The sequence below is a fragment of the Neiella litorisoli genome (assembly GCF_014773395.1).
GTDB lineage: Bacteria > Pseudomonadota > Gammaproteobacteria > Enterobacterales > Neiellaceae > Neiella > Neiella litorisoli.
Genome location: NZ_JACXAF010000026.1, coordinates 1 through 26,597, shown reverse-complemented (window position 1 = coordinate 26,597; position 26,597 = coordinate 1). Strand labels below are relative to the sequence as shown.

The following is a 26,597-nucleotide window of genomic DNA, read 5'->3' as shown; positions in this document are numbered from 1 at the left end:
AGAGCCGGTTGTGACAACATCATCGCAACCAACTGAGCCAGATGTAGCATGGCGCTATTTCGGCTTTTTTGCAGGGCGATTAGCGAATTTTTTCCAATTCCGTTAAGGCTGCCGCCACTCGCTTTTCTGATACAGGGCCACTGGTGCCCAGTTGTTGCGCATGAATGGATACCTTGAGCTCTTCAATTTGCCACTTCACCGCGTCAAGCTCGGCCGCCGCTTTGCGGCGCACAACAGCTTTGTCAGCAAGCGCTTGATAGCGACTAGAAAGCTTATTTATCAGCAGAATACTTTGCCGATCTTTGGTTGGGTTCTCCGCTAGCTTTTCAAAGCGACGCAACAAGGCTTTCATGTAGCGCTCAATATCATCCAGCTTGCCGACTCCATTGGCCGCGACAAAGCCTTTGAAAATCAAACCATTTAAGCACTGTTGAATATCTTGGTAGGAGTTCACCAGCTCAAACGGCATTTTGCCTTTCAAACCACGATTGAGCTTGTGAGCAATGGTTAAGATCCGCTCCACCTGCAATGCGATTTGACCAGCCGTTTCGTTCAACTGGGCGCGAATATGATCGCGTAGTGCATTAAACTTCGCTTCAGTTCGTACCGACCAACTGTCTTCAATTAACGCATCGGCTGCGGCATCAATCAGATCGGCGACCAAATCATTGACTTGGCCAAGCGGGTTGTAATACATCGCTAGTTTGGCTTTGTTGGGCAAATTCTTTACCAGATAACTGCGCGGCGATGGAATACTCAACAACACCAACCGTCGCACACCAGCATGATGTTGGCTTTGCGCGAGTGATAGCTCATCAAACTGCTGCAAGCTCACTTCATTGCCATCATCAACCAAACTCGGGTGTAACTCGACCTGATAACCATCGCGACGAATTTGAAGTTGCTCTGCCAAGTCACCAAAACACCATTGCGACGATGAACTTTGCTTCACTTGCTCGGCTTCCACCTTCTTCAAACTGGCCTGAATACGTTCCTGCAATTGCTCGCGAAGCTTGGTGAGGTCAGTGCCCAGTGCCACCGGTTTGCCTTTGTCATCGACCACCTGAAACTTCATCTTCAGATGATCGGGCACCTCATTCTGCTCCCAGATTGATTCGTCTAGCCGTTGACCACTAAATTTGCGCAACGCTCGAGTCACTTCGCTAATAAAGTCGCCCTGCTCATCAATTTCATTGACCACCTTGCGAGCATAGTCAGGTGCCGGAACAAATTGCTTGCGCAGCTGCTTGGGCAGACCTTTGATCATCGCCGTCAGCAGCTCTTCGCGTAGTGCTGGAATATGCCAATCAAAATGTCGCTCTTCGACCTGATTCAACAGCGACAGCGGAATACGGACAATAGTGCCATCTTGCGCTTCGCCCGGCTCAAACTGGTAATCCATCCGCAGGCTGACATTGCCAAACTGCCACTGACGCGGATACTGCGATTCATTTAAGTCATCTTCATCGCGGGCGAGCAACTGCTCACGACTCAGCTCCAGCAACTTGTTGTTGGCTTTGGCATCTTGTTTTAACCACTGCGCCAGCGTCACCTTGTTGTAGACAGAGGTTGGCAATTTAGCGGCGTACAGATCGGCGTGTTCGTCATCGTGAATCAACAAATCACGGCGCCGAATCATCGCTTCTTGCTGCTGAATGGCTTTAATTTGGTTTTGATTTTTCTGGAAGAACGGCGCGTTTAGTCGAAGTTTTCCGGCTACTAAAGCTTCTTTGATAAACAGGTTTCGCGCTGCTACCGGATCGATACGACCAAAACTGACCTTGCGACTCGGCACAATGGTTAATCCAAACAAGGTTTGTTTTTCGCTGGCCACCACATCTTGGCGCTTCTCTTCAAATACCGGCTCTGAGTAGCTACGCTTCACCAAGTGCTGGGCCAATGGCTCCAACCAACTGACGTCGATATCAGCCACATAGCGGGCATACAAACGCGATGTTTCGACCAACTCAGCGGCAACCACCCACTTCGGTCGTTTGCGACCCAATGACGAACCGGGGAAGAAGGTAAACACCCGATTGCGAGCGCCCTGATAATCACGGTCTTTGTTGAGTTCACCGACATGGCTGAGCATGCCTGACAATATCGACTGGTGAACTTGGGCATAGCCTTCGGGCTCGTCGTTCAGTTTGAAATCCATCTCCGCCAAATGGGTAGTTAATTGCTGATAGACATCCTGCCACTCACGGACCCGCAGGTAGTTAATAAACTGGCTGCGGCACCACTTGCGAAACTGATTATTGCTCAGTTCACGCTGCTTCTCTTCGAGTCCCTGCCAAAGGTTTAACATGGCAATAAAATCAGAACTTTTATCATTCCATTGGGCATGGCACTGATCAGACTGCGAACGTTTATCCAATGGTCGTTCGCGCACATCTTGAGTTCCTAGCGCCGCACAAATCACCGCCAACTCTTTGCCTGCATTATTCTCTGCGCCGTGAACCAGCATTCGCGCCAAACGTGGATCAACCGGGAAGCGCGCCAGTTTGAACCCGAGTTTGGTTAGCTTGACCGCACCGCGGCCAGAAAACTCGGCGGCGCCGATTTCCTCAAGCAGTCGAATACCATCACGGACCGTTTTGGTATCGGGCTTTTCTACAAACGGAAAGGCTTCAATATCGCCAAAGTTGAGCATCGCCATTTGCAAGATCACTGAAGCCAAATTGGTTCGTAAAATCTCCGGCTCGGTGAATTCTGCTCGGGCGGCAAAATCTTCTTCACTGTAGAGGCGAATACAAATACCTTCAGCAACTCGGCCACAACGACCTGAGCGCTGATTGGCGCTGGCCTGCGAAATTGCCTCGATGGGTAACCGCTGGACCTTAGAGCGGACCGAGTAACGGCTGATCCGCGCGGTTCCGGGGTCAATGACGTAGCGAATACCCGGCACTGTTAATGAGGTTTCAGCAACGTTGGTGCTAATCACCAAACGTCGACCTTGAGCCGGTTTAAACACCCGTTGCTGCTCGGCGGCGGACAACCGAGCGTAAAGCGGCAAGATCTCAGTCGAGCGATAATTCTGCTTGCTTAGGGTATCGGCTAGGTCGCGGATCTCGCGCTCACCGTTCATGAAGATCAGAATATCGCCCGGCCCCTCGGCACAGAGCTCATCCACGGCCCCGACAATGGCATCGTGCAAATCTCGGCTTTGATCTTCCTCAGCTAGCGGCCTGTAACGCAATTCAACCGGATAGGTTCGACCTGACACTTCAATAATCGGCGCCTTGTCAAAATGATTGGAGAAGCGTTCCGGATCAATGGTCGCCGAGGTGATGATGACTTTGAGATCAGGGCGCTTTGGCAACAGCTCTTTTAGGTAGCCGAGAATGAAATCAATGTTAAGGCTGCGCTCGTGAGCTTCATCGATAATGATGGTGTCGTACTGGCGCAGTAATCGGTCTTGCTGAATTTCGTTCAGCAAAATACCGTCGGTCATCAGTTTGATGTAGCTATCGGCGCTGGTGTGATCCGAGAAGCGAACCTTAAACCCGACGTGCTCACCGATCTTACTGCCCATTTCTTCTGCAATTCGACTGGCGACGCTGCGAGCAGCCAAACGTCGAGGTTGGGTGTGACCAATCAAACCACCAATGCCACGACCTAACTCGACGCATATTTTAGGCAACTGGGTGGTTTTACCCGAGCCGGTTTCACCGGCAACAATCACCACCTGATGATCAACAATCGCCTGAGCGATTTCATCGCGTTTTTGGCTAACCGGTAATTGCTCCGGATAACTGACTTGAGGTAGATTCTCAGCTCGCCTTTGGCGGCGCGAAATCGACTCTTCAACCGAAGCAAGGATCTTGATTCGCACCTGCTCGCGCTTGTTGTCATCACGGATCTTTTTCAAACCATGCCAACGGCCGCGCAACTTACCTTGATCGGCAAGCATGCACTGGTCGATTTGCTGATTAAAACTGGAGCCTGACGATTGGCTTGATTGCGCCATGAAGCAACTACCTTTGAGCTAACGAGTCAGCCCACAGTAGCGGGCATATGCGACGACATAAAAACTAGTCGCGCATGCTATCAAAATAGCGCTATGGCAAGCAAAAGTATGATTTCTCCGGTACATGACAACGAGAAGCGCTAACTTGAGTATTTTTCATTCGGTTTATATCATCAGACCAAAGATTTAAGGACGCCCGAGCGTGATGAAGGGAATATCGAATGATCAATAGTATCCAAGTCTTGAGGGGATTAGCCGCGCTCTATGTAGTCGTTTACCATTCTGCGATCAAAGTCGAACAAGACTGGTTTGTCGCTCAATTGGGCGCCAGTGGTGTTGATCTGTTTTTTATCATTAGTGGCTTTATCATCACCCACACGTTTCTAAATAAACCAGACCAAACAACAACTGAATTTTTGACCAAGCGTATCATCCGAATCGTCCCAATGTACTGGCTCACGACCTTGGCTTACGCGGCTTTACTGCTTCTGTTCCCCAGTGCATTCTCCACCCATAGCTTCGACTTGCTTCACACCATAAAATCCTTGTTATTCATATCGCTAGAGGATTACCCAGTGGTTTACACAGGCTGGACGCTGTCGTTCGAAATGTACTTTTATGTCTTGTTTGGTTTAATGATAGCGACCACCGCAACTCACACGCCAAAGATCATTGCTACCGCTTTATTGTTATCTACGCTGCTGGGTCTATTGTTGCCTGGGCAAAGCAGCTATATGAGAGACTTTTTCACCTCCCCGTTGTTAACCGAATTTAGCTTAGGAGTTGTGCTGGCATACCTTTACCGAGCAAAGATACCGGTTAGCAATGCCACATCGATTTGTTTGCTATTAGTGGGTTTTGCTGGCCTTTATGTGCTGCGGGATATGGATCGGTTCGTATCTTTTGGATTGCCAATGCTTTTGGTATTCATGGCGATTGTGCTAAATCGTAACATCACCAGTAATAATCGCCTTTTGCTGCTACTTGGCGACGCTTCTTACTCCATCTATTTAACGCATGTACTGAGTTTGCCCGCTCTACATGTTATCGCAAGCAAATTAGGACTTTATTCAGCATCGATGTGGTCAATCATTCCACTATTCATCGCTTACACCCTAGTATCAACAATGATTGGTGTGATTGCATATTGGCTCGCCGAAAAACCGATGACCGCTGCACTATCGCAATGGCAGCGTAAACAATCTAAACCTGCGCCAGTGTTGCCCTGAACACGAAAGAGTCAAAACTACAAACCAAACTATTGCACGAAAGGTGAACTCAGTACTTTACCTTTAACCAAGTACAAATCGTCATAACGGACCCCACCGTTACCATATGGCTTTTTCACCGGCCCGGTATTGCAGTTGGCTAAAAAGTAGATCAGTGGTTGTTGCCGTTTCATCCGATAGTCTGCGCCGCTGTATACTTTGGTTTGCTGAGTAAATTCACCGCCTTTTAGGAACACATCGTAGCGCTGACCGCCTTCATTTCGAGGTCGGTTGTCCATCACCATCCACACCTGATACCAAACGCCAGGCGCAAGCGGCTGAGCGGGTTGTCCGGTCTCAGGGTTGACCACCTTGTCATAGCCTTTGCCAAGCTTGACCATCAGGGTGCCGTCATTTTTATCACCATTCGACTCGGCCTTATCAGTAATTCTCAAGCTCGGTTCAAAGGCGTTGTAAGCATGTTGTTCAATACCCTTGGGCGCTAAATCGGACAAACCGAAAATATGATTATTGGGAAAGCTCTCGACTTGGAAACGACCATAAAAGGTGTAGATTTCGCCCACTTCGACAGGCTCAGGCAGCTTTTTATAGGTCAATGCCTTGCGATTGCCGACCACGCCGTCAGCTGCAGGTTTCTTTAGCAGGTAGTGGTTACCATTAGCTTGCTGTCGACGTTCAGTAACTTGTGGATTGGGTACATGCGGCTCAGTTTGATTATCGGTGTCGGCTTTAATCCAATGATTCATCGAAGCGGGATCTTCAAAATCATCGATCAATCGCCAACCTGTTGCTTCTGCTTCAACTCCAACGGAGTAAACACTGGTCAACATAACTGCTGCTAAAACAACAAATTTATCAAATGACACGGATAGTTCGCCCTAAGAATTTTGGCGTGAAGCCAAGGTTTACTGTGATTACTCGCAAACATAACAACCCCAACCTTGCGTGAAACCGCTTCTGGCCAATTTGAATGGCGCAGATCACAGCCATGACGATCATCGGCCAAATCTCCGGTGCGCAAGCTCCATAGGATCGGGTTTTAACCACAGTTCCATGAATCAAGTCACGGTTTAGCTCTGACGAAACGCATCAAACCAATTAAATAGTGAATGGTTTACCGTTAACAATTATCCTCATAAGGTCAAATCAAGCAAAGGAAGAAACAAGGTGGTTTTATGCTGAATCGAACTTTACCGTCCGTTGTCGCCGCACTTGGGTTGTGCTGGAGCGGAATTTCTACGGCGGACAACCCGCTAGTCACCCATATCTACACTGCCGATCCAACCGCTCGGGTGTTTGGCGATACCTTGTATGTGTTTCCATCCCACGACATCGTTGAACATGACGGCCTGCGAGGCCTGCACGGCTTTATGATGCCGGACTACCACCTGTTCTCAAGCCAAGATCTGATGAATTTCAAGGATCACGGCGTCATCCTGCATCAAGATCAAATCAGTTGGATCGAACCCAATTCGTTTGAAATGTGGGCGCCAGATGCGGTTGAAAAAGACGGTAAGTACTACTTCTATTTCCCAGCTCAGGACCAAATTGGCGTTGCGATTGCGGAGCAACCCACTGGGCCTTACGTGCCGATGCAGCAGCCAATTGCTGGCACCGCAGGCATCGATCCGAATGTGCTGATTGACGACGATGGCACGTCATACTTGTTCTGGGCTCGCAATCACGAAATCAAAGCCATGCGGCTCAAAGACAATATGATGGAAGGCGCCGAAGAGCCGGTCATTATTGGCAACCTATCCAAAAAGTACAAAGAGGGCCCCTTTGTTTTTAAACGCAATGGCCTTTACTACCTAACCTACCCAGTTGACGAACATGGCAACGAAGAAATCGCCTACGCCACCAGCGACAAACCACTTGGCCCATATACCTATCGTGGTGTGATTATGGATATGTGGCCAGATTGCTGGACTAATCATCACTCCATCGTTCAATACCAAGGCCAATGGTATTTGTTTTACCACCACCATGATTTGTCATTTGATGCGTCACTTCGCTCAATGGCTGCCGACAAGCTGTTCTTCAATACCGATGGCAGCATTCAAAAGGTGCAGCCGACCCGACGAGGGATCGGCATCAGAAGTGCGGCGGAGATGATTCAAGTGGATCGGTTTGATGCCAGCTCCGGCCTGCAAACACCAATTCATCGCGAGCACGAGCCTGCGGGAATGTACGTCACCGGCATTACCGATGGCAGCTGGCTGACCTACTCTGGTGTTGATTTTGAACAGCGTCGCTATCAATCCGTCTCGGCTCGAATCAATAACAATTATCATAGCGGCACGATCAATATTCGCTTAGACAATGCAGAAGGCTTGTTAATCGGCCGCATCGACGTGCCAGCCAACAAAGGCAAGCCGCAATGGCAAACCGTGCGTGGCAAATTATTAACCGCAGTGACTGGCCAACAAAACTTACATTTAAGTTTTACCAGTGCCACTGACGACCAACCGTTGTTTGACTTAAATTGGATCCGCTTCGATGTTCCCAACACGGCGCAGTTTTACATCGAAGGCCGTGGCGAGGGCACTGTGCGCATCAATGGCCACGATTATCAGCACTTCGAGCCCATGCCGCTGCTCACTATTAATGACCTTCACAAACTCGAGCTAGAGGCTCAGCCAGCTGACGGTTCGATATTTACCGGCTGGAAAATCAATGATGTTTCCGTCAATCAGCTCCCCATTATTGCCAACGGCGATCGCATTAGTGCTGTTTTTGAAAAGCCGGTTCCCGCTCGTAGCATTCATCAGCGCATTGAAGCGGCGAGCTTTCAAGTCAGTGATGGCGTGGTGGTAGAGCCTGTCGCCAACGGCACCGAACAAATTGGCTACATCAATTCAGGCGATTATTTGAGGTACGACAATATCGATTTTGGCGACGGTGGCGAATTACGGCTAACCGTCAGAGCAGCAAGCAATGGCGTTGGCGGCACCATATTGCTGTATCAAGGTTCAATGGACACAACTCCAATCGCTCAAGTTGAAGTCTCCGACACCGGTGGTTGGGACCAATGGCAGTCGTTTGTTAGCCAAGCAACAAGCAAACAGGGCCAGCATGACTTATATGTTAAGTTCACCGGCCAACAAGGATTTTTGATGAATTACAACTGGCTTGAATTTTCCCAGCTCGAATAATGCTAGGCCACTGTGGTTATCTGACTAATAGCAAGTTCAACAAACACGTCCGGTTGACGGTAACTACAGAGTTAGAGCCAATTTAAATAACACAACAGCACTGCCGTCAAAGTAAGGTAGCGGCGATGTCGTGGCCGCCGTGTTACACTCATCGCCACCTTGCTATCCACTCATCACTGATCGATCAAAAGCCAGCCATGAGCCAAACCTTTTTGTTTCACGACTATGAAACCTGGGGCGTTGACCCTCGCCGCGACCGTCCGGTGCAATTTGCCGCCATTCGTACCGATGCCGATTTCAATCCAATTGGCCGCCCTATTGAGCTATTTGCCCAATTAGCACCTGATTATCTGCCAGCGCCCGAGGCTTGTTTAGTGACCGGCATTACACCGCAAATCGCCCAACAAAAAGGCCTGCCTGAATGCGAATTCATGCGCAAAATTCAGCAACACATGAGCGAACCCGGCACCTGCTCGCTGGGTTACAACACCATTCGGTTTGATGATGAAGTGACCCGTCATAGCTTGTATCGCAACCTGTTGGAGCCCTATGGTCGTGAATGGCAAAACGGCAATAGCCGCTGGGATCTGATCGACTTAGTGAGGGCCACTTACGCCCTTCGTCCTGAAGGTATCGAATGGCCAACTAATGATGAGGGCAATGTTAGTTTTAAGCTGGAGCTGCTGACTCAGGCCAATGGTCTGGCCCACGAAAATGCCCACGATGCCTTATCCGATGTCCATGCCACCATCGCCATGGCGAAGCTGATAAAAGACAAGCAACCCAAGCTCTACCAGTACTTTTTTGATAATCGCGGCAAACAAGCCATTGAGGCAATGATTAACGATGCCATGACTCACCCGAGCGGCCCACAACCGCTAATGCATATCAGTGGCCGAATTTCACCAGCCCAAGGCTGCTGTGCTTGGGTGATGCCGGTACTGCAAGACAGCCGCCAAAAAACCAAGTTCTTGATGATCAATCTGACCATGGACATCACCCCCTTGTTAGAGTTGGATGCGGCCACCATCAAGGAGCGCTTATACACGCCGCGGCAGCAATTGTTAGAGCAAGGCCTGCAGCCGATCCCATTAAAGTGGGTGCAATCGAACAAGTGTCCAGTAATTGCGCCGGCTAAAACCCTGCGCCCAGAAGATGCTGAGCGCATCGGCATCGACCGCAATGCGTGCTTAGAACGGCTCAAACTGCTGCAACAGAACTGGCATCCACTACTCGCCAAACTAACTGAGTGGCTAGAATTGGAGCGCCAAGGAGCCGCCGAGCGGCCACCAGCCGATGCCGATATTGCCCTTTACGATGGCTTTATTAGCAACCCAGACAAACAGCAGATGGATTGGCTGCACCAACAACAACCCGAACAACTCGCTGGTCTCGATACCTTATTTGATGATCCAAGGCTCAATACCCTGCTGTTTCGATATAAGGCCCGCAATTATCCATCGACCCTATCCGATGCAGAGCAGCAACAATGGCTGCAGTTTTGCCGCCAGCGGATCTTCGAGCCGGACTCGGATTGGCTGACTTTAGAGCAAATGATGGCGCGCATTCAAAGTTTGAGCGAAAGCCATGCTGACGACAGTCGCGCAATTCGCATTTTGAAACAATGTTATGACTACGCGGTGCAAACTTACGGCTAAGCTCAGTGACTCAATCAGTTAATTGATAGAACGGAGTCTGACATGCTGAAAACCACTACTTCGGTTGTTCAGGGTAAAGAGATAAGCGACTACCTCGATGTGGTCGTTGGTGAAGCCATTTTGGGCGCCAATATCTTTAAAGATATTTTCGGCGCCATTCGTGACATTGTTGGCGGCCGTGCTGGCGCTTATGAAGAAGAAATGGGCAAAGCCCGCGCAATCGCCTTTGACGAAATGGAGCAAAAAGCCAAGGCGCTCGGAGCCGATGGCATCGTCGGCATTGACATCGACTACGAAGTCGTCGGCCAGCAAGGCGGCATGATGATGGTCAGTGTCAGCGGCACCGCGGTTAAATTCAAATAACGTTTTCTTCAGCCCTTCGTCACAACCGAAAAGCGATGCCTCAGCGCATCGCTTTTTTATTGTGATATCGATTGCTCTTACTTCCAAATCTCCTCTTCGCCAACTACCTACTGCCAACTTTGTTAACAATCAGAAACAAGTGCGGCAGTTCACACTAAGGCCAGATAGAGCATATAGATGATATTTTTGGCCGAAAAAAGCCTATTTTAGTGAAAAATTCGCCAATAAAATGACATTTAAATGATGTAGATCAAGAAATAAAAATAACGAGGGGCACGATGAACCGCAGCGAATTTCCAGATCCTTTTGAGCAAGCCCGCCAGACCGATGGCGTCAGCACCATCGATGACCAAAACGATCCAGTCACTATGGTGCTGGGTTTAAAGAACGTCCGCAAGTGTGCCCATCAATGGCAAAAATTTCAATCTGGCGCCGAAGCGGGTCGAATTGTTGTCCCTTCCGAAGTGAACATTCGCGATACCCGACAAATTCCGTTTGAGGTCGACCCACCTGACCATGGCGATTACCGCGCCGTCGTCGAGCCTTGGTTTAAACGGCCATTGGAGCCAGCGTACCAAGCCCAGCTCAGCGACATCATCGGCTCACTTATTGATGATGTCATCCAGCAAGATCGGGTTGAAGTGGTCGAAGAGTTTGCCTTATGCCTGCAGTCGCGAGCGCTAACCCTGCTATTGAATACGCCATTTGCCGAATCTGACACCTGGATTAGTTGGGGCACCCATGTATTTCGCAGCGAAGACAGTGCCTTAGATGCTTCTAAAGCCAACATCTTGTACGACTACATTGATCAACAAATCGAGCGAGCAGCGGCAAATCCAACAGACGATTTATATTCCGTGCTGCTTAATAGTGATTTTCAAGGTCGCAAGTTGACCAAAGAAGAAGTCAAAGGAGTGATGATTTTAACCTTCGCCGGCGGTCGCGATACGGTGATCAATGCGGTCACCAATACCATCGCTTATTTTGCTGAGCATCCAGAATCGCTTCGCTACATCCAGCAACACCCAGAAAATACCGGCAAAGCGGTAGAAGAATTAGTGCGCTATTTTTCGCCGCTCACCCATATGGGCCGCGTGGTGACCGAAGACTCGCAAGTGTGTCAACACGCAGCCAAAGCCGACAGCCGCATTTCCTTATGTTGGGCCTCGGCCAACCGAGACGAGACCGTGTTTGACTCACCCAACGAGGTCAAACTGGATCGCAAGGTCAATCCTCATGTGGCATTCGGTTTTAGCCACCACAACTGCTTGGGCGCGACCCACGCTCGCCAGATTCTGCAGATCTTACTGACTCAGTTGGCCGCGAAAGTCGCCCGAATTGACATCCACGACTGTCAAGAAAACATCGAGGATTGGCAGCAATTCCAGCGCAAAGTCGGCTTCCACAGCCTCAATGTCACTTTCACTGGCAACTAGACCCATCCAATTAATCAACATAGAGCGATAACGATCATGGCAAAAATTACGTTTATTACCCCAGACAACGAATCGGTGACCTTAGAAGCTGAGCAAGGCTCGGTAATGGAATTGGCGGTCAGCAACAATATCGCCGGTATTGATGGTGACTGCGGCGGTGTTTGCTCATGTGCCACCTGCCACGTTCATGTAGCTCCCGAAGACGTCGCCAAAGTAGGTGCCGCCAGCGAAATTGAGCAGGACATGCTTGAGCTTGATGACAATGCAAACGAGTACAGCCGTCTGTGTTGCCAAATCGAGATCAGCGAGCAACTCGACGGCGTCACCCTTACCGTTGCCGGTTAATCCCGACAACAAAAAACAACAACCGTCTCAACGAAGAATCTTGTTATGTCTGATGATCTAAACCAAACCTGCGTCATCATTGGTGCTAGTCATGCCGGCGTCAATGCCGCCTTCGCTCTGCGTAAAGAAGGCTGGAGCGGACCAATCGTCCTCATTGATGGCGACAGCAACCTGCCCTATCACAGGCCGCCTCTGTCAAAAGCCTACTTGACGTCGGATGATGACATCAGCAGCCACTTGCTCAAACCCGCCGTCAGTTATCAGCAACACAACATTGAGCTCAAGTTAGGCGTTGTCGTTGAGCGGCTTGATGCGACAACCAAACAGTTATCGCTAAGCGGCGGTGAACAACTCGGGTACGACAAGTTAATTTTGGCGACCGGAGCCCGCGCTTTTGTGCCACCAATCAGCGGACTCAATTCTGCGAAGCACGTCTTTACTCTGCGCAACGCCGAAGACGTCAATCGTATTCGCGACGCCTACAACCAGTTGGCAGCGCAAAACCGTTGCCGTGTTGCGGTCATTGGTGGCGGCTACATCGGCTTGGAAACAGCGGCATCGCTTCGAAAAATGGCGGCAGATGTCACGGTAATTGAGCGCGAAAGCCGCATTCTGGCCCGCGTCACCACAGCCCAGATGTCAGAATTTTTCACTGAGTTGCATCAGCAACACGGGGTTAACATCGCCACCGATAAACAGGTTGAGGCCATTCAGCCTGGCCCCCATGGCGATATTGTTCGCTGCTCGGATCGAAGTGAAATAGCTGCTGATTTAATCATCATTGGCGTTGGCGTGCGGGTCAATACAGTCTTAGCAGAGCAAGCTGGGATCCAGCTCAATAACGGCATTGAAGTGAATCAGTACGGCCAAACCAGCAATCCTGAGATTTATGCCATTGGTGACTGCAGCTACCATCACAACCCCCATTATGACCGGAAGATTCGCTTAGAGTCGGTTCAAAACGCAGTCGATCAGGCCAAAGTCGCTGCCGCTCACCTGTGTGGCAAAGCCAAGGTTTACGATGCAATCCCTTGGTTTTGGTCCGATCAATATGACGTCAAGTTACAAATGGTTGGCTTATCGGATGACCACGACGAAGCCATCAAACGACAAGAGCCGGAGCCCAACAAGTTCTCAGTCTGGTACTTCAAACAAGACCAACTCGTTGCAGTCGATGCCGTCAACCATGCCAAAGCTTATGTGCTAGGTACCAAGCTCATCAAAACTCAGCAGGCACTGAACAAGGCCAATATTGTCGATGCCAGTGTCGAACTGAATCTGGCAAATTTGACCAGCTAGTGCTTTTTGTTGGCGTTTATTTGGAGTCGGATAAACGCATCTGAATTTTTTTCTGATATTGCAGCGGCGTCACTGAAAACTGTTTTTTAAATTGGGCAATGAAATGTGAAGTGCTTGAAAAGTTAAGTGCATCACTAATATCACCAATGGACTGGTGACCAGAACTTAATAATCGTGCTGCTTTATACAACTTATAACGCAGTAAATATTCGGAAAAACTAAGACGATATATTTTTTTAAATAAACGAGAAAAGTGAGAAGCCGATAAGTGGCACATTGCAGCGGCTTCGGTCATTGACAAATAGGTTGCACTGTCTTGCTGAAATTTCAGCATCACCGGCTTGAGTTTATCGAATCCGGCAATGTGGTGCATCGGCGCAATCACATCGCGCTTTACCGGTTGGCCATGTTCAGCGATCCAGATGATCAACAGCTTGAGCAATGTCGTGCTTTTTTCGCTTAACGGATCTTGCTGATAGCTTTCAAGCAGCCAACGAGCCAGCTGCTTGACCTCAGCAATGTGTTGTTGTGGTAACCGTAAATGAACGCCTTGCTTAAATAGCAGTTGCCATTGGTCAAGGCCATTAGCCTGAAAATAGCCAGGTTCAACTTGCAAGATATACCAAGACTTTGCGGCATTGGAGACTTCAAAATCATGATTTTCTAATGCCGGCGTAAAAACGATATCGTCATTGGCCAACTTTGAACGGCCCTGACTATAAAAATAATCACCATCGATATCGTCAAACAGAATAAATTCGTGAACTTCATGAAAATGGAAATAACAGGAATACGGATCATGGGCTTTATAACTGACGTGATGAATTTCAAATTGGTGACCTTTTTCAATACAAAAAGGTTCGCAATAGACGTCTTTCATAAACACCCGAAACATTAAATGGCCAACAACATTGACAGGGTAAATGACCTGCAAATGAAAATGCAACGGCTGAATAACAATACCTCTGACCAACCAACGAGAGAAACATGAAACAAGTAAAAGCGCTTATTTCGAATGGCCGAGGCGACTACAAAGTCTCACAAATCACCGTAGGCGAACCGGCAGCCGGTGAAGTCCGAATCAAAATCATGGCAGCCGGCATCTGCCACACCGATTGGGACAGTATTCAAAACTGGGATAAAGAGTTTATTGTTGGCCATGAAGGTGCCGGCATCATTGATGCGATCGGCCCAGATGTCACCGAGCTTGCCGTTGGCGACAAGGTTATTCTCAACTGGGCGATTCCCTGTGGCGAATGTTTTCAATGTCGCGAAGGCAATCTGCACATTTGCGAAAACAACTCGCCGGTGTGCGGCTGTGACTTAAAGGGCCATGCTCACCTTGACAGTAGCCATCACCACGACAGTCCGATTGAGCGCTCATTTCACCTGGGCACCATGAGCGAATATGCCGTGGTAAAAACTCAAGCCGTGGTGAAAATTGACAGCGACATTCCGTTTGAATCAGCCTCAATTATCGGTTGTGGGGTGATGACAGGATGGGGCTCTGTGGTCAATGCAGCGAATGTCAAAGTGGGCAGTAGCGTGTGCGTAATCGGTTGTGGCGGCGTAGGCCTAAACGTGATCCAAGCGGCCAAACAATCCGGTGCAGCCAAAATTATTGCCATCGACATTAATGAGGAGCGGCTCACACAAGCGAAAGAGTTTGGTGCAACTCACGGTGTCATTACCGACAAAGGCGATTTGGATTTCATCGATGTCAAACAACAAGTACAAGCTCTTACCGACAATCGCGGCGCTGACTATGCCTTTGAGTGCACCGCCATCCCTGCACTTGGCTCGGCACCATTAACTCTCATTCGTAGCGCCGGTACGGCAGTACAAGTCAGTGGCATTGAACAGCGCATTGACTTTGACTGCGAGCTATTCGAATGGGACAAGGTGTACATCAACCCACTGTATGGCATGTGCAATCCAGAGCGCGATTTCAGCCGCATTCTGAGCCTTTATGACAACAAACAAATGAAGCTCGATGAACTGGTGACCAAAACCTACACCCTTGAGCAAATGGAGCAAGCCTTTGATGACATGCTGAACGGACGGATAGCCAAGGGTGTTGTGGTATTCGATCAAGGGCAGGACTAGCTATGGCGATCCAGCGACTCGAAGTGTCGGATACGGCATATAGCGAAGCCAATGTCTCGACCATCACAGTCAACAGCAGCCACATTCAAGGCCGCTGCGACATCAGTATTTACAACTCGGTGGCAAGCGGCAAAACCGACGTACCTATCGTTGTGCTGCTGCATGGCGTTTATGGTTCACATTGGGTGTGGATGCGCTTAGGCGGCGTTCATCAAGTCTATCAACAGCTTAAAGCACAAGGCTTGGGTGATTTTGTGTTGGTGATGCCCTCTGACGGCGGCCTTTGGGAAGGCTCAGCCTATCTACCTCTGCCACAAGGTAATTTTGAGCGCTGGATTGTTGATGACGTGATTGATACGGCCGTTGAGCATTGCCAGTGCGTGACCACCAACAGCCGCGTTTATCTGACCGGATTATCTATGGGGGGCTACGGCACCTTGCGGCTCGGTGCTAAATACCCTGAGCGATTCGCTGGCTTGTCAGCGCACTCATCGGTGACGTCACTGGCCGATTTGCAACAGTTTGTTGAGTATCCGGTGAGTGATTACCAATGCGCAGATGCCAATGAAGCCGACTTGCTGCATTGGTTTAGCCGCAATCGAGCCAAGGTTGCGCCGCTGCGAATGGATTGTGGTGAGGAAGATTCACTATTCGCCAGTAACATGGAACTATCGAAACACTTATCTGAACTCAATATTGAGCACGAATTTAGTGTTTATTCCGGCGGCCATGAATGGCCTTATTGGAATCGCCATATCGCTACAACACTGCGTTTCTTCAACCAACTCGAACAAAACCAAAGCAAATAATAGTTACCCCAACCTTTTGCCTTATTCGTTATTCCCCATTGATTCCATGTTGAAAGCGATAAGGCATTTTTATCTGGTCAGACCAAAAGAGAAGCTCACATAAAAGCCACAAAATAACTACATTCCACCATTAATAATTAATATTAGTCGTCAAACAATTAGTCTAACAAAGCGCACCAAACGTCATCTTTTTAGCAACTATTCTCAACTAAAAGTAAATAAGCCGAGAGTGAAAGTTGCTACATGTCTAACTATTGAATACCGCCGATAACTTTATTTCCATAAATGAAAAATCAGTTCTACGCTATAAGCTAACGATAACAGTGCGTTAACGTAGATTTAACTAGGGGTAATGAATACTACATGCTAGAATCCGCGTTAAACATCATACCTTTAACAAATATTTAGCAAGGATTGCTGGTGACCGGAGCCCTTGATGACGTTTCTGAACTATCTCTCTGTTCGAAATAAAATCTTTCTGATTAGTATCTTCGCATTAATCGGATTCCTAATTTTAATGTTTGTTAGTGCTTCGGCGGCTAACCGTTCCAATCAAATTCTTCACGAAGTCAGCACCATTTATTACCCCGTTTTAGAGCGCGCTACATTTAACAATGTACAGCTCGAACGGATTGCTGAAGGGCTTAACACCGCGGTCACCATCGGCGATGAAGAATCGCTACAGGTGACAGATGAACAATTTGATGCCTTGCTAAAATCGTTCGCCAGCCAAAAACAACTCGTCACCTACAGGGCGAATGAAGTATCGCAAATAGAACAACAAGCCAAAGACTACTACCAGCAATCGCGAGCCATCGCAGCCTCGATGATTGACGGCACGGCAGACTTTGCAACCATTGGCGCGAAAGCCGCAGAAACCGCCAATAAGTTAAATGAGCTGCAGGGCTTGTTGGAAAATTTCCAGCAACAAAGCCAAGCTAAATTCGATGCGTTAATCGAAGAACTCAATGAGCGCGGCGAGACCAGTCTGCAAACGACCTTGATCACCGGCATCATCGCCATTTTGGTAATTGTTGCCATTACCTTGGTGATTAGCGCCAAGATATCGACCAACCTAAAACAATTGACCCGCTCACTGCGCGACATTGCGGAGGGTGACGGTGACATGACCGTAAGACTGGAATATGTCGGTCGTGATGAGATGGCGAAACTGGTGCACTTCTTTAATTTGTTCCTCGATAAAATGCAGCAGAGCTTAAGTGAAGCGCTCAGCACTATTGACGAGCTGAGCCGCGTCGCCGATCAATTGGCCCAAGCCAGCACCGAAACAAACGAACAAATTGGCTCGCAAGGACAAGCAATAACCCAAACCACTCACGCGTTAAATGAGCTCTTTGGCTCGGTAAAACACATTGCAGATTACGCTTCAGACGCATCTGAAGCAGCTTCCAAAGCCGACCAAGAGGCGGTATCAGGCAGTGCCGTGGTCAACTCCACCATTGAATCGATTAATTTGCTTGCCACTGAGATGCAGTCAACTGCTCGGGTCATTGCCGACTTAGAGGGTTACACCAACAATGTCGGTGACATTCTTGAGGCCATTCGCGGCATTGCCGATCAAACCAACCTATTGGCATTGAACGCCGCCATTGAGGCTGCTCGAGCTGGCGAACAAGGCCGCGGCTTCGCAGTGGTTGCCGATGAAGTCCGTACCCTCGCCTCGCGCACTCAAGAATCAACACACGAAATTCAATCGGTACTGGAAGAATTACAAACCACAGCGAAATCAGCGGTACAAGCCATGGATCGCGGCAATTCAATGGCCACCAGCAGTGTTCAACAATCTTCTTCGGCCGGTCAATCGCTGGCAACTATCACCGAAAAAGTCGCGGCCATTACCGTAGTGAATGACCAGATCGCGACGGCCACAGGTGAACAACACCAGACATCACAACAAATTCAGGATTTAGTTGACGAAATTCAACAAATGGCTCATCAGGCGACGACAAGTACATCAGAGCTGGATCAAATCAGCCAAGCAATTCGCTCGGTGACGCAAAAACTCACTTCCGTGACTGGCCAATTTAAGGTTTAGTCCGAACTTAGGCCCCACTGGCTAATGGGGCCTGTTAAACACACCACTAGAGAACGAAACTATGACAACTAATAAGCTGATGACGGCAACTCTTGCATCTTTAGCATGCTGCTCTTTGCCTGCAGTGGCAGCCGAGGCATCGGATCAAGAGCGCATTAAACAACTCGAACAACAAGTCGCAGTTCTTCAAGCACAACAAAATTCCAGTGATCTGCTTGACCGTTTCACCATTAATGGCTTTGCCTCGGTTGGCTTCGGTATCGCAACAGAAGATTTAGAATATACGGTCAGTTACGACACCGATGGCTATGGCGGTTTCGAAGATGACAAAATTGACTTTGCACCAGATAGCATGGTCGCCCTGCAAATGTCTTTTGATATTAACGACCAAGCCCAAGCTGTCGTCCAGCTGGTCGGCCGCGGCGTTGATAGCTGGGATCCAGAAGTTGAGTGGGCTTATATTTCCTACACCTTTGATAATGATGTAATGGTTCGCGGTGGCCGACTGCGCCTACCGATCTTCATGCTGTCCGACTATTTAGAAGTGGGCTACGCCTACCCATTTGCCCGCCCCTCAGTCGAGGTGTACAACTACGTACCTAGCTCGACTTACGAAGGTTTTGACCTAAGAACCTCATTCGATATCGGCAGCGCTACCCTCACCCTGCAACCCTTTGTTGGTCAATCTGATGTTAGTAGCGATACAGAAATGACAGAGATCATGGGTACGGCCGTTGAGCTGTCTTACGGCAATTTTGGCTTCCGCACATCGATCGCTACCACCAGCCTAGAATCCGACGATCCAATGTTGGATGATAACGATGGCGACTTCCTTGGTTTTGGTGCCAGCTGGGATAATGGCGACTGGCTGTTCATGGGCGAATGGACTCGTGCTGAAGTTGATGGCGCATTCCCTGATTACGACTCTTACTACGTGTCACTCGCCTATCGTTACGATGTATTTACCCCATACGTAATGTATGCCAATTCGGAAACACAGGACGACAATAAACGCGCATACCCACCAGAATTAGGCCTGCGCAATCCGCTCGATTCTGAGCGCACCGCATACTCACTTGGTTTACGCTGGGATTTCGCTCCAGCGATGGCATTGAAGTTTGATGCCACTTTACTTGACGACTTTGGTAGCACTGCGGCTGGATTTAGCGACAATGTCAGTATCACAAGTATTGGCGGCAACCCGATCCCGTACGTGGACCAACAATTTGACGATGCAGCCATTTACTCTGTTGTATTCGACGTAATTTTCTAAGGAGAGAGTGATGATTAAACGTATTTTGTTGGCAGCCTCCTTAGCTGTTATTACCCAGGTCAGCTCTGCTGCGGTGGTTATGATTGGTAACCCAGCAACAGCCGACCAGTTGAGTAAAGATCAAGCGGAAGCCATTTATCTGGCAAAATCGAAAAAGTTACCAGGCGGCATGTCAGTCACCGTCAATGAGCTTGCTGCAGGCAACCCATTGCGGACCGAGTTTCACCAGAAAGTGACGGGCAAGAGTGATGCCCAGCTCAAGTCATACTGGTCTCGACTGGTATTCACCGGTAAAGCATCAGCTCCTTCTGAGCACAGTTCAGCTGTTGCCATGAAAGCTGCAGTCGCAGCAACCCCAGGTGCAGTGGGCTACATCGACGAAGCCGATGTCGACGGCAGCGTTGTGGTGCTACTCAAACCTTAAGTAATCGCTAGCAGTGGTGGCTTGTCTTAGTCATCGCTGCTTGTTCTTTGACTTACCATAATTTTTTACATTTTCTGTTCGCTACTCAGCGATAAATAGCGCACACTATAGTCGAACCTAAGTTTGTCTTTGATTCAGGTGCCTTAAACTTTGACGCCAACATTAATCCACAAATACCAGAAACCAACCGCGGTGATTTTATTGCTGTGGTTCGTGGTGTGTTTGGGATTTGTTTGCACTCAATCCAACCAAGTAAAAGCTGAGGTCCAAGTATCGCCGCAGCACCATTTGCACCATCAACAAGCCGCCGAATCAACCTTCCACCAATCGTCAGCCCCCCATCATTCGACAGCCATGGCGCAAGATCCAGCTCACTGCGCTGATAAAGCCGATCAGCCAATGACCAAATTGCTGACCAGCCACGGAGCCGCCTTTATCAGCCTGATGCTTGCTGCATTGGCGCTATGGTCATCGCAATCACTGATGTTAGTGATGAACGCTATGCTCAGTTTTTACCGCGGCAAACCCGAAACCGAACCACCCAATTCCGGCTATCCGCCGCTGTTTATTACCACTCAACGATTACTGAATTAGAACCTCGCGTTGCATTTACTCCAATGGGGAGTCGTTACGTGTTTTTAATTATGAGGTTTTAACAATGAATCGAATCGTTTCGATGTTTCTTTCAGCCGGATTTGGCATTGCCGTTGGCGTGCTCGGCTACCACTTATTGCAAGCAAATACTGCTGAACCAGCACAATCATCAGAACAAGACCAGCCCCTCTATTGGGTGGCACCAATGGATCCTAACTATCGCCGAGATGGTCCCGGAAAGTCGCCAATGGGAATGGACTTAGTCCCAGTTTACGCCGAACAAGGTGATCAGGCGGATAGCCCTGGCACCATCAAGATTTCTCCCGAAGTTGAAAATAACCTAGCTGTCCGCACCGCCACTGTTGAGCGAAAGCGGTTGTCGGACACCATCACCACCGTAGGCTATGTCGGCTTTAATCAGGACACCCTGATCCACATCCACCCTCGTGTCGAGGGCTGGTTAGAAACGCTCAATATTAAAGTTGCCGGCGAACGTGTGGAAAAAGGCACACCGTTGTTTTCACTGTATTCACCTGAGCTAGTGAATGCTCAAAAAGAGCTACTGCTGACGTTAGACAAAGTCGATCCTGCCCTGATCGAAGCGGCCAAAGAGCGCCTGCGTGCTTTGCACGTACCTGAGCGGCAAATTAATCAAGTCATTAAAACTGGCAAAGCATCACAAACTGTTACCATCTATGCGCCACAAACCGGCATCGTTGAAATGCTCGAAGTCTCAGAGGGTTACTTCGTTCAGCCCGGCGATACCATTTTATCGTTAGGACCATTAAATGAAGTCTGGGTAACCGCCGAGGTATTCGAGCGCCAAGCCAATTTGGTGAAGATTGGTGATCCGGTAACCATGACACTTGACTATTTGCCTGGCCGTAATTGGCAAGGCGTGGTTGATTACATTTATCCGGCATTAGAGCCGACCAATCGTACCGCTCAAGTTCGTTTGCGCTTTGCCAACCCCGACGAAACGCTTAAGCCCAACATGTTTGCGCAAATCAGTATCCACACTCAATCGACCGGAGAGCAGTTAGTGGTGCCAACTGAAGCGGTGATCCGCACCGGCCATCAAGATCGACTGGTACTAGCGCTCGGTGATGGCAAGTTTAAATCGGTAGCGGTTGATTTAGGCAGAGTGAATCAGCATCAGGCTGAAATCATTGGTGGTGTTGAAGCGGGCGACCAAATTGTTACCTCAGCACAGTTTTTACTGGATTCTGAATCAAGCATCAGCTCAGACTTCAGCCGTATGTCGATTTATCAGGAAGCGAAGCCTGTCAGTGCTTGGGCCGAAGGCGTGGTAACGTCAGTCGATCGCAGCCGGCGCACTGCAACCGTCGATCATCAGGCTGTTGAAGCATGGCAGATGCCTGCGATGGTGATGGATTTTGTGGTTGCTGAAGCTGTTGATTTATCGCAATTGAAGCCCGGCGTTCGCATGCATTTCGAAATGACCGAAATAGAGCAAGGCTTTAGTATCACAGCGATCCACGTCATGGGGATGGACCATAGCCAGCATAAAAACATGGACCATAGCCAGCATAAAAACATGGACCATAGCCAGCACAAAAACATGGACCATAGCCAGCACAAAAACATGGACCATAGCCAGCACAAAAACATGGACCATAGTCAGCACAAAAACATGGACCATAGCCAGCACAAAAACATGGACCATAGCCAGCATAAAAACATGGACCATAGCCAGCATAAAAACATGGACCATAGCCAGCATAAAAACATGGACCATAGCCAGCACAAAAACATGGACCATAGCCAGCACAAAAACATGGACCATAGCCAGCACAAAAACATGGACCATAGCCAGCACAAAAACATGGACCATAGCCAGCACAAAAACATGGACCATAGTCAGCATAAAAACATGGACCATAGTCAGCATCATGGAGACCAAAAATGATCGCAGCCATCATTCGTTGGTCCATCAGCAATCGAGTTACCGTGCTGTTGCTGACTCTAGTGCTCATCGGCGCCGGTATCTGGTCGTTAAAACAAACGCCCATCGATGCCATTCCAGACTTATCGGATGTCCAGGTGATCATCAAAACCAGCTACCCAGGACAAGCCCCCAAAGTAGTAGAAGAGCAAGTCACCTACCCGCTGACCACGGCCATGCTATCGGTGCCTGGAGCACAAACGGTCCGCGGTTTTTCATTTTTCGGTGACTCATACGTCTATGTCATATTCGACGACGACACCGATTTATACTGGGCGCGTAGCCGCGTGTTGGAATACCTCAGTCAGATCAGCCCTCGGTTACCGCAAGCGGCCACACCGGAGCTTGGCCCTGATGCCACCGGAGTCGGCTGGGTTTATATCTACGCATTAGTAGATCGCAGCGGCCAGCATGATTTGGCGCAACTGCGCTCATTACAAGACTGGTTTTTGAAATACGAACTGCAAGCGGTTTCTGGTGTGTCAGAAGTGGCAACCGTTGGTGGCATGGTGAAACAGTATCAGGTGCATGTGGATCCCGAAAAATTGCGTGCATTTGGCCTGCCATTGAGCCTGATCCAAACCGCGATTGAGCAAGGAAACCAAGAAGTGGGGGCGTCAGTCATTGAAATGGCCGAAGCCGAATACATGGTGCGAGCAACTGGCTATATCCAGTCGATTGACGATCTCAGCCATATTCCCCTTGGCGTCAATAATCATGGTACCCCGCTGTTACTCAAGGACATTGCTGACATCAAGCTCGGCCCACAAATGCGCCGTGGTGTTGCTGAACTCAATGGTGAGGGTGAAACCGTTGGCGGCATTATCGTCATGCGCTTTGGCGAAAACGCCCAAGCAACGATTAAGGCCATTGAGGAGCGCCTCGAACAACTCAAACCGAGCTTGCCCGATGGCGTTGAAATCGTCCCTGTTTATGATCGTTCCGGTTTGATCGAGCGAGCCGTGAACAACCTGTGGCACAAACTTACCGAAGAGTTCATCGCGGTCGCCATTATTTGTTTACTGTTTTTAATTCATGTGCGCTCTTCTTTGGTGGCGGTACTGACCATTCCAGTCGCAATTTTGGCGGCATTTATTGTCATGAAATGGCAGGGACTGAACGCCAACATCATGTCTCTCGGAGGCATCGCAATTGCGATTGGCGCGATGGTCGATGGTGCCATTGTCATGGTTGAAAACATGCACAAGCACATTGAACGAGACGGTGAAAAAGCCCGTAATCATTGGCAGTTGGTGACACAGTCAGCCATTGAAGTCGGCCCTTCATTGTTTTTCTCGCTACTGATTATTACCGTCAGCTTTTTGCCTGTATTTACCCTAGAAGCGCAAGAAGGTCGGTTATTTTCACCGCTGGCGTACACCAAAACCTACGCCATGGCAGCAGCGGCGATACTCGCCATTACTTTGGTGCCTGTGCTGATGGGCTATTTTGTTCGAGGCAAAATTGTTGCCGAGTCACGAAACCCATTAAACAGGCTGTTAATGGCAGGCTACACGCCACTACTCAAAGCGGTACTCAGCTACCCCAAAAGTACGTTGCTCATCGCCGTTATCATTACCGTGATTGGTTTTTGGCCGGTCAACAAAATTGGCTCTGAATTTATGCCGCCTCTTGATGAAGGCGACTTAATGTATATGCCGACCACCTATGCCGGCATCTCCATTGGCAAAGCCCGAGAATTGCTACAACAAACCGATAAGTTAATTCGCACGGTACCGGAAGTAGCCAATGTGTTTGGCAAGGTTGGCCGAGCTGACACAGCCACTGATCCGGCGCCAATGACGATGATTGAGACCTTTATTCAGCTCAAACCTCGATCTCAATGGCGGCCTGGCGTGACGACCGAATCGCTGCAACAAGAATTGGATCAACTGGTCGATTTTCCGGGGCTAACCAACGCTTGGGTAATGCCGATTAAAACTCGCATTGATATGTTGGCAACCGGTATCAAGACGCCGGTCGGGATCAAAGTCGCCGGCGCCGATATCGCGGTGATCCAAGAGATCGGCCAACAACTCGAAACATTGTTAGGCCCCCTGCCCGGCACCGCTTCGGTCTATTCCGAGCGAGTCGCTGGCGGGCGCTATATCACCCTCGATATCAACCGAGCGAAAGCCGCTCGATATGGCTTAAACATCGCCAATATTCAGCAGGTGGTGACGGCAGCAGTCGGCGGTGTCACCATTGCTGAAACGATCGAAGGTTTAGAGCGCTACCCGATTAACATTCGTTACCCGCAGTCATATCGCGATTCGCCAGAAACACTTGCTGAGCTGCCAATCGTGACACCAGCCGGTCAACGTATTGCTCTTGGTGATGTGGCGACGGTTAGACTCGAAGATGGCGCCCCAATGATTAAGAGCGAAAACGCTCGGATCAACGGCTGGACTTATCTAGATGTCACTGGAATTGATATTGGTAGCTACGTTGCCAATGCCCAGCAAGTGATTGAGCAACAGCTCACTCTGCCGCCGGGTTATTCGCTCACTTGGTCGGGTCAATATGAATACATGCAACGCGCCCAACAAAAGCTGGCCTATGTGGTCCCACTAACATTGGCACTTATCGTGTTGCTACTGTACCTCAATCACCGCCGAATCAGTGATGTGCTAATCGTGCTAATGACCCTGCCGCTATCACTTATCGGCGGTATCGGCCTGCTCTACTGGCTCAACCTCAATTTTTCAGTGGCGGTTGCCGTTGGCTTTATCGCCTTGGCGGGTGTGGCCGTTGAAACCAGTGTGTTGATGATGCTGTATCTCAAGCATGCTTATGAGGATTGGTTGACTGACTGTCAGCACAAACAGTTGGCGTTGACGACCGAAGGTTTACGTGGCGCCATGTTAGCCGGTGCTGTCCTCCGGTTAAGGCCGAAATTGATGACGGCATCAACAATTATTATCGGCTTGCTGCCGATCATGTTCGCTACTGGCACAGGGTCTGAAGTGATGCAACGGATCGCTGCCCCCATGGTTGGTGGTATGGTAAGTTCGCTGGTGTTAACGCTACTGGTGATCCCAGCTGCGTACTATCTAGTGTGCCGCTATCGCGTTGCCAGATTAACCAAGGGTAAGCTTGGCTAATGATTGAGTGACCGACCAACGCTGATACCAGTCATTAAAAACCAGCTCAAAATTGCTCAGCCTCGCCGTGCCGAAATGATGATTTCGAAACTGCTCGCAGCAATCCAGCAACCGCGTCGCATTCTGCAAAGGTGTGCAGAAGCGGACCGCGGTTGTGTGAGCAGTCATCAGTTTGTAGCGGCTATCAATATTGGAGCGAAGTGCAGACGATTTGAAATTGCGCCGCAGTTGCTCCCGCAGCGCCGCTAAACCATCACCAATTGGAAAGCCTTGAATCAGAATGCAGGCCGGTGAAGCGGTGACGCCGCGAAATTCAATATCAATCGGTTCGCATTGCGCCAATGCATCGCTAAAGCCTGCAGCATAGGCCGCAGGCTCGATGTCTGATAGCTTAAATCCATCGATGCAAGAGATAATGGATAACAGGGTTAAGTGCAGTTCATTGGCTGGATAGTAGTACTGACTTGGTTCAATGCGTTTTAATTGCTCAAGTAGTGCCGTAATTTCATCGCTCACCGCGCGGCTGTTGGCGGTAATGTAGGCCAGTGCAGTAATGCCTCGACGGGTATCGGCGGGGTTATGTATATTCGAGTCGATATGGCATTGCTGATGTTGTAGCGCCACACAAAACTCACGCCACATACCATCATAAATAGTTTGAATCACCGAACACCTAATTTGAGTCGCCCAGAACGACGAAAGCCCGCTGTAAAAGCCTGTCTCTTGATCACATCTCAGAGCTCAAGAGACTTGGCTAGCTCATAGCCTTCAAGGATGGTTTGTAGTTTGAACCATCCTTGCCACAATCGC

The 26,597-nt window shown here is 49.2% G+C and carries 19 protein-coding genes; 15 read left to right on the top strand and 4 right to left on the bottom strand.

Going from position 1 to position 26,597, the window contains the following annotated elements:
* Positions 1 to 79: 79 nt before the first annotated feature.
* Positions 80 to 3,970 (bottom strand): ATP-dependent RNA helicase HrpA, encoded by a 3,891-nt coding sequence (gene hrpA, locus IC617_RS16345; protein WP_191146060.1) that lies wholly within the window; start codon positions 3,968 to 3,970, stop codon positions 80 to 82.
* A 221-nt stretch (positions 3,971 to 4,191) separates the two neighbouring features.
* On the opposite strand from hrpA, the gene IC617_RS16340 reads away from it, so the two are divergent.
* Positions 4,192 to 5,199, top strand: coding sequence for an acyltransferase family protein (locus IC617_RS16340; RefSeq protein WP_191146059.1), 1,008 nt, complete (start codon positions 4,192 to 4,194; stop codon positions 5,197 to 5,199).
* 29 nt (positions 5,200 to 5,228) lie between these two features.
* On the opposite strand, the gene IC617_RS16335 is transcribed toward IC617_RS16340, so the two are convergent.
* Positions 5,229 to 6,029, bottom strand: a complete 801-nt coding sequence (locus tag IC617_RS16335) for a hypothetical protein (protein WP_191146058.1) — start codon at positions 6,027 to 6,029, stop codon at positions 5,229 to 5,231.
* 345 nt (positions 6,030 to 6,374) lie between these two features.
* Here IC617_RS16335 and IC617_RS16330 point away from each other — a divergent pair, with 345 nt between their 5' ends.
* The 6 genes from IC617_RS16330 to IC617_RS16305 all read left to right on the top strand — a co-directional run bounded on the left by IC617_RS16330 (position 6,375) and on the right by IC617_RS16305 (position 13,455).
* Positions 6,375 to 8,354 (top strand): carbohydrate-binding protein, encoded by a 1,980-nt coding sequence (locus tag IC617_RS16330; protein WP_191146057.1) that lies wholly within the window; start codon positions 6,375 to 6,377, stop codon positions 8,352 to 8,354.
* A 125-nt stretch (positions 8,355 to 8,479) separates the two neighbouring features.
* Positions 8,480 to 10,012, top strand: a complete 1,533-nt coding sequence (gene sbcB / locus IC617_RS16325; RefSeq protein ID WP_369410422.1) for an exodeoxyribonuclease I — start codon at positions 8,480 to 8,482, stop codon at positions 10,010 to 10,012.
* A gap of 42 nt (positions 10,013 to 10,054) precedes the next feature.
* A complete protein-coding gene (locus tag IC617_RS16320; RefSeq protein ID WP_191146056.1) occupies positions 10,055 to 10,375 on the top strand; it encodes a heavy metal-binding domain-containing protein in 321 nt (106 codons plus the stop codon).
* 278 nt (positions 10,376 to 10,653) lie between these two features.
* Positions 10,654 to 11,811, top strand: a complete 1,158-nt coding sequence (locus IC617_RS16315; RefSeq protein ID WP_191146055.1) for a cytochrome P450 — start codon at positions 10,654 to 10,656, stop codon at positions 11,809 to 11,811.
* 36 nt (positions 11,812 to 11,847) lie between these two features.
* Positions 11,848 to 12,156, top strand: coding sequence for a 2Fe-2S iron-sulfur cluster-binding protein (locus tag IC617_RS16310; RefSeq protein ID WP_191146054.1), 309 nt, complete (start codon positions 11,848 to 11,850; stop codon positions 12,154 to 12,156).
* A gap of 45 nt (positions 12,157 to 12,201) precedes the next feature.
* Positions 12,202 to 13,455, top strand: coding sequence for an NAD(P)/FAD-dependent oxidoreductase (locus tag IC617_RS16305; RefSeq protein ID WP_191146053.1), 1,254 nt, complete (start codon positions 12,202 to 12,204; stop codon positions 13,453 to 13,455).
* Between the two features lie 16 nt (positions 13,456 to 13,471).
* Here IC617_RS16305 and IC617_RS16300 read toward each other — a convergent pair whose 3' ends face one another.
* The gene (locus IC617_RS16300) at positions 13,472 to 14,350 is read right to left on the bottom strand and encodes a helix-turn-helix transcriptional regulator (RefSeq protein WP_224746082.1); all 879 of its coding nucleotides are present in this window, start codon (positions 14,348 to 14,350) and stop codon (positions 13,472 to 13,474) included.
* A 92-nt stretch (positions 14,351 to 14,442) separates the two neighbouring features.
* Here IC617_RS16300 and IC617_RS16295 point away from each other — a divergent pair, with 92 nt between their 5' ends.
* The 8 genes from IC617_RS16295 (at position 14,443) to IC617_RS16260 (ending at position 25,787) form a co-directional block, all read left to right on the top strand.
* Positions 14,443 to 15,561, top strand: a complete 1,119-nt coding sequence (locus IC617_RS16295; protein WP_191146052.1) for a Zn-dependent alcohol dehydrogenase — start codon at positions 14,443 to 14,445, stop codon at positions 15,559 to 15,561.
* 2 nt (positions 15,562 to 15,563) lie between these two features.
* Positions 15,564 to 16,370 carry an alpha/beta hydrolase gene (locus IC617_RS16290; RefSeq protein ID WP_191146051.1) on the top strand — a complete coding sequence of 269 codons (807 nt, stop codon included), beginning with the start codon at positions 15,564 to 15,566 and terminating at the stop codon, positions 16,368 to 16,370.
* Between the two features lie 517 nt (positions 16,371 to 16,887).
* The gene (locus tag IC617_RS16285; protein ID WP_191146050.1) at positions 16,888 to 18,426 is read left to right on the top strand and encodes a methyl-accepting chemotaxis protein; all 1,539 of its coding nucleotides are present in this window, start codon (positions 16,888 to 16,890) and stop codon (positions 18,424 to 18,426) included.
* A 61-nt stretch (positions 18,427 to 18,487) separates the two neighbouring features.
* Positions 18,488 to 19,699: a porin gene (locus IC617_RS16280; protein ID WP_191146049.1), complete on the top strand. Its 1,212-nt coding sequence runs from the start codon at positions 18,488 to 18,490 to the stop codon at positions 19,697 to 19,699.
* Between the two features lie 10 nt (positions 19,700 to 19,709).
* The gene (locus tag IC617_RS16275) at positions 19,710 to 20,123 is read left to right on the top strand and encodes a phosphate ABC transporter substrate-binding protein (protein ID WP_191146048.1); all 414 of its coding nucleotides are present in this window, start codon (positions 19,710 to 19,712) and stop codon (positions 20,121 to 20,123) included.
* Positions 20,124 to 20,273: 150 nt separating this feature from the next.
* Positions 20,274 to 20,717, top strand: coding sequence for a hypothetical protein (locus IC617_RS16270; protein WP_191146047.1), 444 nt, complete (start codon positions 20,274 to 20,276; stop codon positions 20,715 to 20,717).
* Positions 20,718 to 20,781: 64 nt separating this feature from the next.
* Positions 20,782 to 22,647 carry an efflux RND transporter periplasmic adaptor subunit gene (locus IC617_RS16265; RefSeq protein ID WP_191146046.1) on the top strand — a complete coding sequence of 622 codons (1,866 nt, stop codon included), beginning with the start codon at positions 20,782 to 20,784 and terminating at the stop codon, positions 22,645 to 22,647.
* Positions 22,644 to 25,787 carry an efflux RND transporter permease subunit gene (locus IC617_RS16260; protein ID WP_191146045.1) on the top strand — a complete coding sequence of 1,048 codons (3,144 nt, stop codon included), beginning with the start codon at positions 22,644 to 22,646 and terminating at the stop codon, positions 25,785 to 25,787. The genes IC617_RS16265 and IC617_RS16260 overlap by 4 nt, the downstream gene beginning before the upstream one ends.
* On the opposite strand, the gene IC617_RS16255 is transcribed toward IC617_RS16260, so the two are convergent.
* Positions 25,764 to 26,453 carry a 2'-5' RNA ligase family protein gene (locus tag IC617_RS16255; RefSeq protein ID WP_191146044.1) on the bottom strand — a complete coding sequence of 230 codons (690 nt, stop codon included), beginning with the start codon at positions 26,451 to 26,453 and terminating at the stop codon, positions 25,764 to 25,766. The genes IC617_RS16260 and IC617_RS16255 overlap by 24 nt on opposite strands.
* Positions 26,454 to 26,597: the final 144 nt, after the last annotated feature.

Bases quoted from the DNA above. Each gene is read 5' to 3' on its own strand.
- hrpA (WP_191146060.1), bottom strand. From the start codon at position 3,970: ATGGCGCAATCAAGCCAATCGTCAGGCTCCAGTTTTAATCAGCAAATC.
- IC617_RS16340 (WP_191146059.1), top strand. From the start codon at position 4,192: ATGATCAATAGTATCCAAGTCTTGAGGGGATTAGCCGCGCTCTATGTA.
- IC617_RS16335 (WP_191146058.1), bottom strand. From the start codon at position 6,029: ATGTTGACCAGTGTTTACTCCGTTGGAGTTGAAGCAGAAGCAACAGGT.
- IC617_RS16330 (WP_191146057.1), top strand. From the start codon at position 6,375: ATGCTGAATCGAACTTTACCGTCCGTTGTCGCCGCACTTGGGTTGTGC.
- sbcB (WP_369410422.1), top strand. From the start codon at position 8,480: ATGTCGTGGCCGCCGTGTTACACTCATCGCCACCTTGCTATCCACTCA.
- IC617_RS16320 (WP_191146056.1), top strand. From the start codon at position 10,055: ATGCTGAAAACCACTACTTCGGTTGTTCAGGGTAAAGAGATAAGCGAC.
- IC617_RS16315 (WP_191146055.1), top strand. From the start codon at position 10,654: ATGAACCGCAGCGAATTTCCAGATCCTTTTGAGCAAGCCCGCCAGACC.
- IC617_RS16310 (WP_191146054.1), top strand. From the start codon at position 11,848: ATGGCAAAAATTACGTTTATTACCCCAGACAACGAATCGGTGACCTTA.
- IC617_RS16305 (WP_191146053.1), top strand. From the start codon at position 12,202: ATGTCTGATGATCTAAACCAAACCTGCGTCATCATTGGTGCTAGTCAT.
- IC617_RS16300 (WP_224746082.1), bottom strand. From the start codon at position 14,350: ATGTTTCGGGTGTTTATGAAAGACGTCTATTGCGAACCTTTTTGTATT.
- IC617_RS16295 (WP_191146052.1), top strand. From the start codon at position 14,443: ATGAAACAAGTAAAAGCGCTTATTTCGAATGGCCGAGGCGACTACAAA.
- IC617_RS16290 (WP_191146051.1), top strand. From the start codon at position 15,564: ATGGCGATCCAGCGACTCGAAGTGTCGGATACGGCATATAGCGAAGCC.
- IC617_RS16285 (WP_191146050.1), top strand. From the start codon at position 16,888: ATGTTTGTTAGTGCTTCGGCGGCTAACCGTTCCAATCAAATTCTTCAC.
- IC617_RS16280 (WP_191146049.1), top strand. From the start codon at position 18,488: ATGACAACTAATAAGCTGATGACGGCAACTCTTGCATCTTTAGCATGC.
- IC617_RS16275 (WP_191146048.1), top strand. From the start codon at position 19,710: ATGATTAAACGTATTTTGTTGGCAGCCTCCTTAGCTGTTATTACCCAG.
- IC617_RS16265 (WP_191146046.1), top strand. From the start codon at position 20,782: ATGAATCGAATCGTTTCGATGTTTCTTTCAGCCGGATTTGGCATTGCC.
- IC617_RS16260 (WP_191146045.1), top strand. From the start codon at position 22,644: ATGATCGCAGCCATCATTCGTTGGTCCATCAGCAATCGAGTTACCGTG.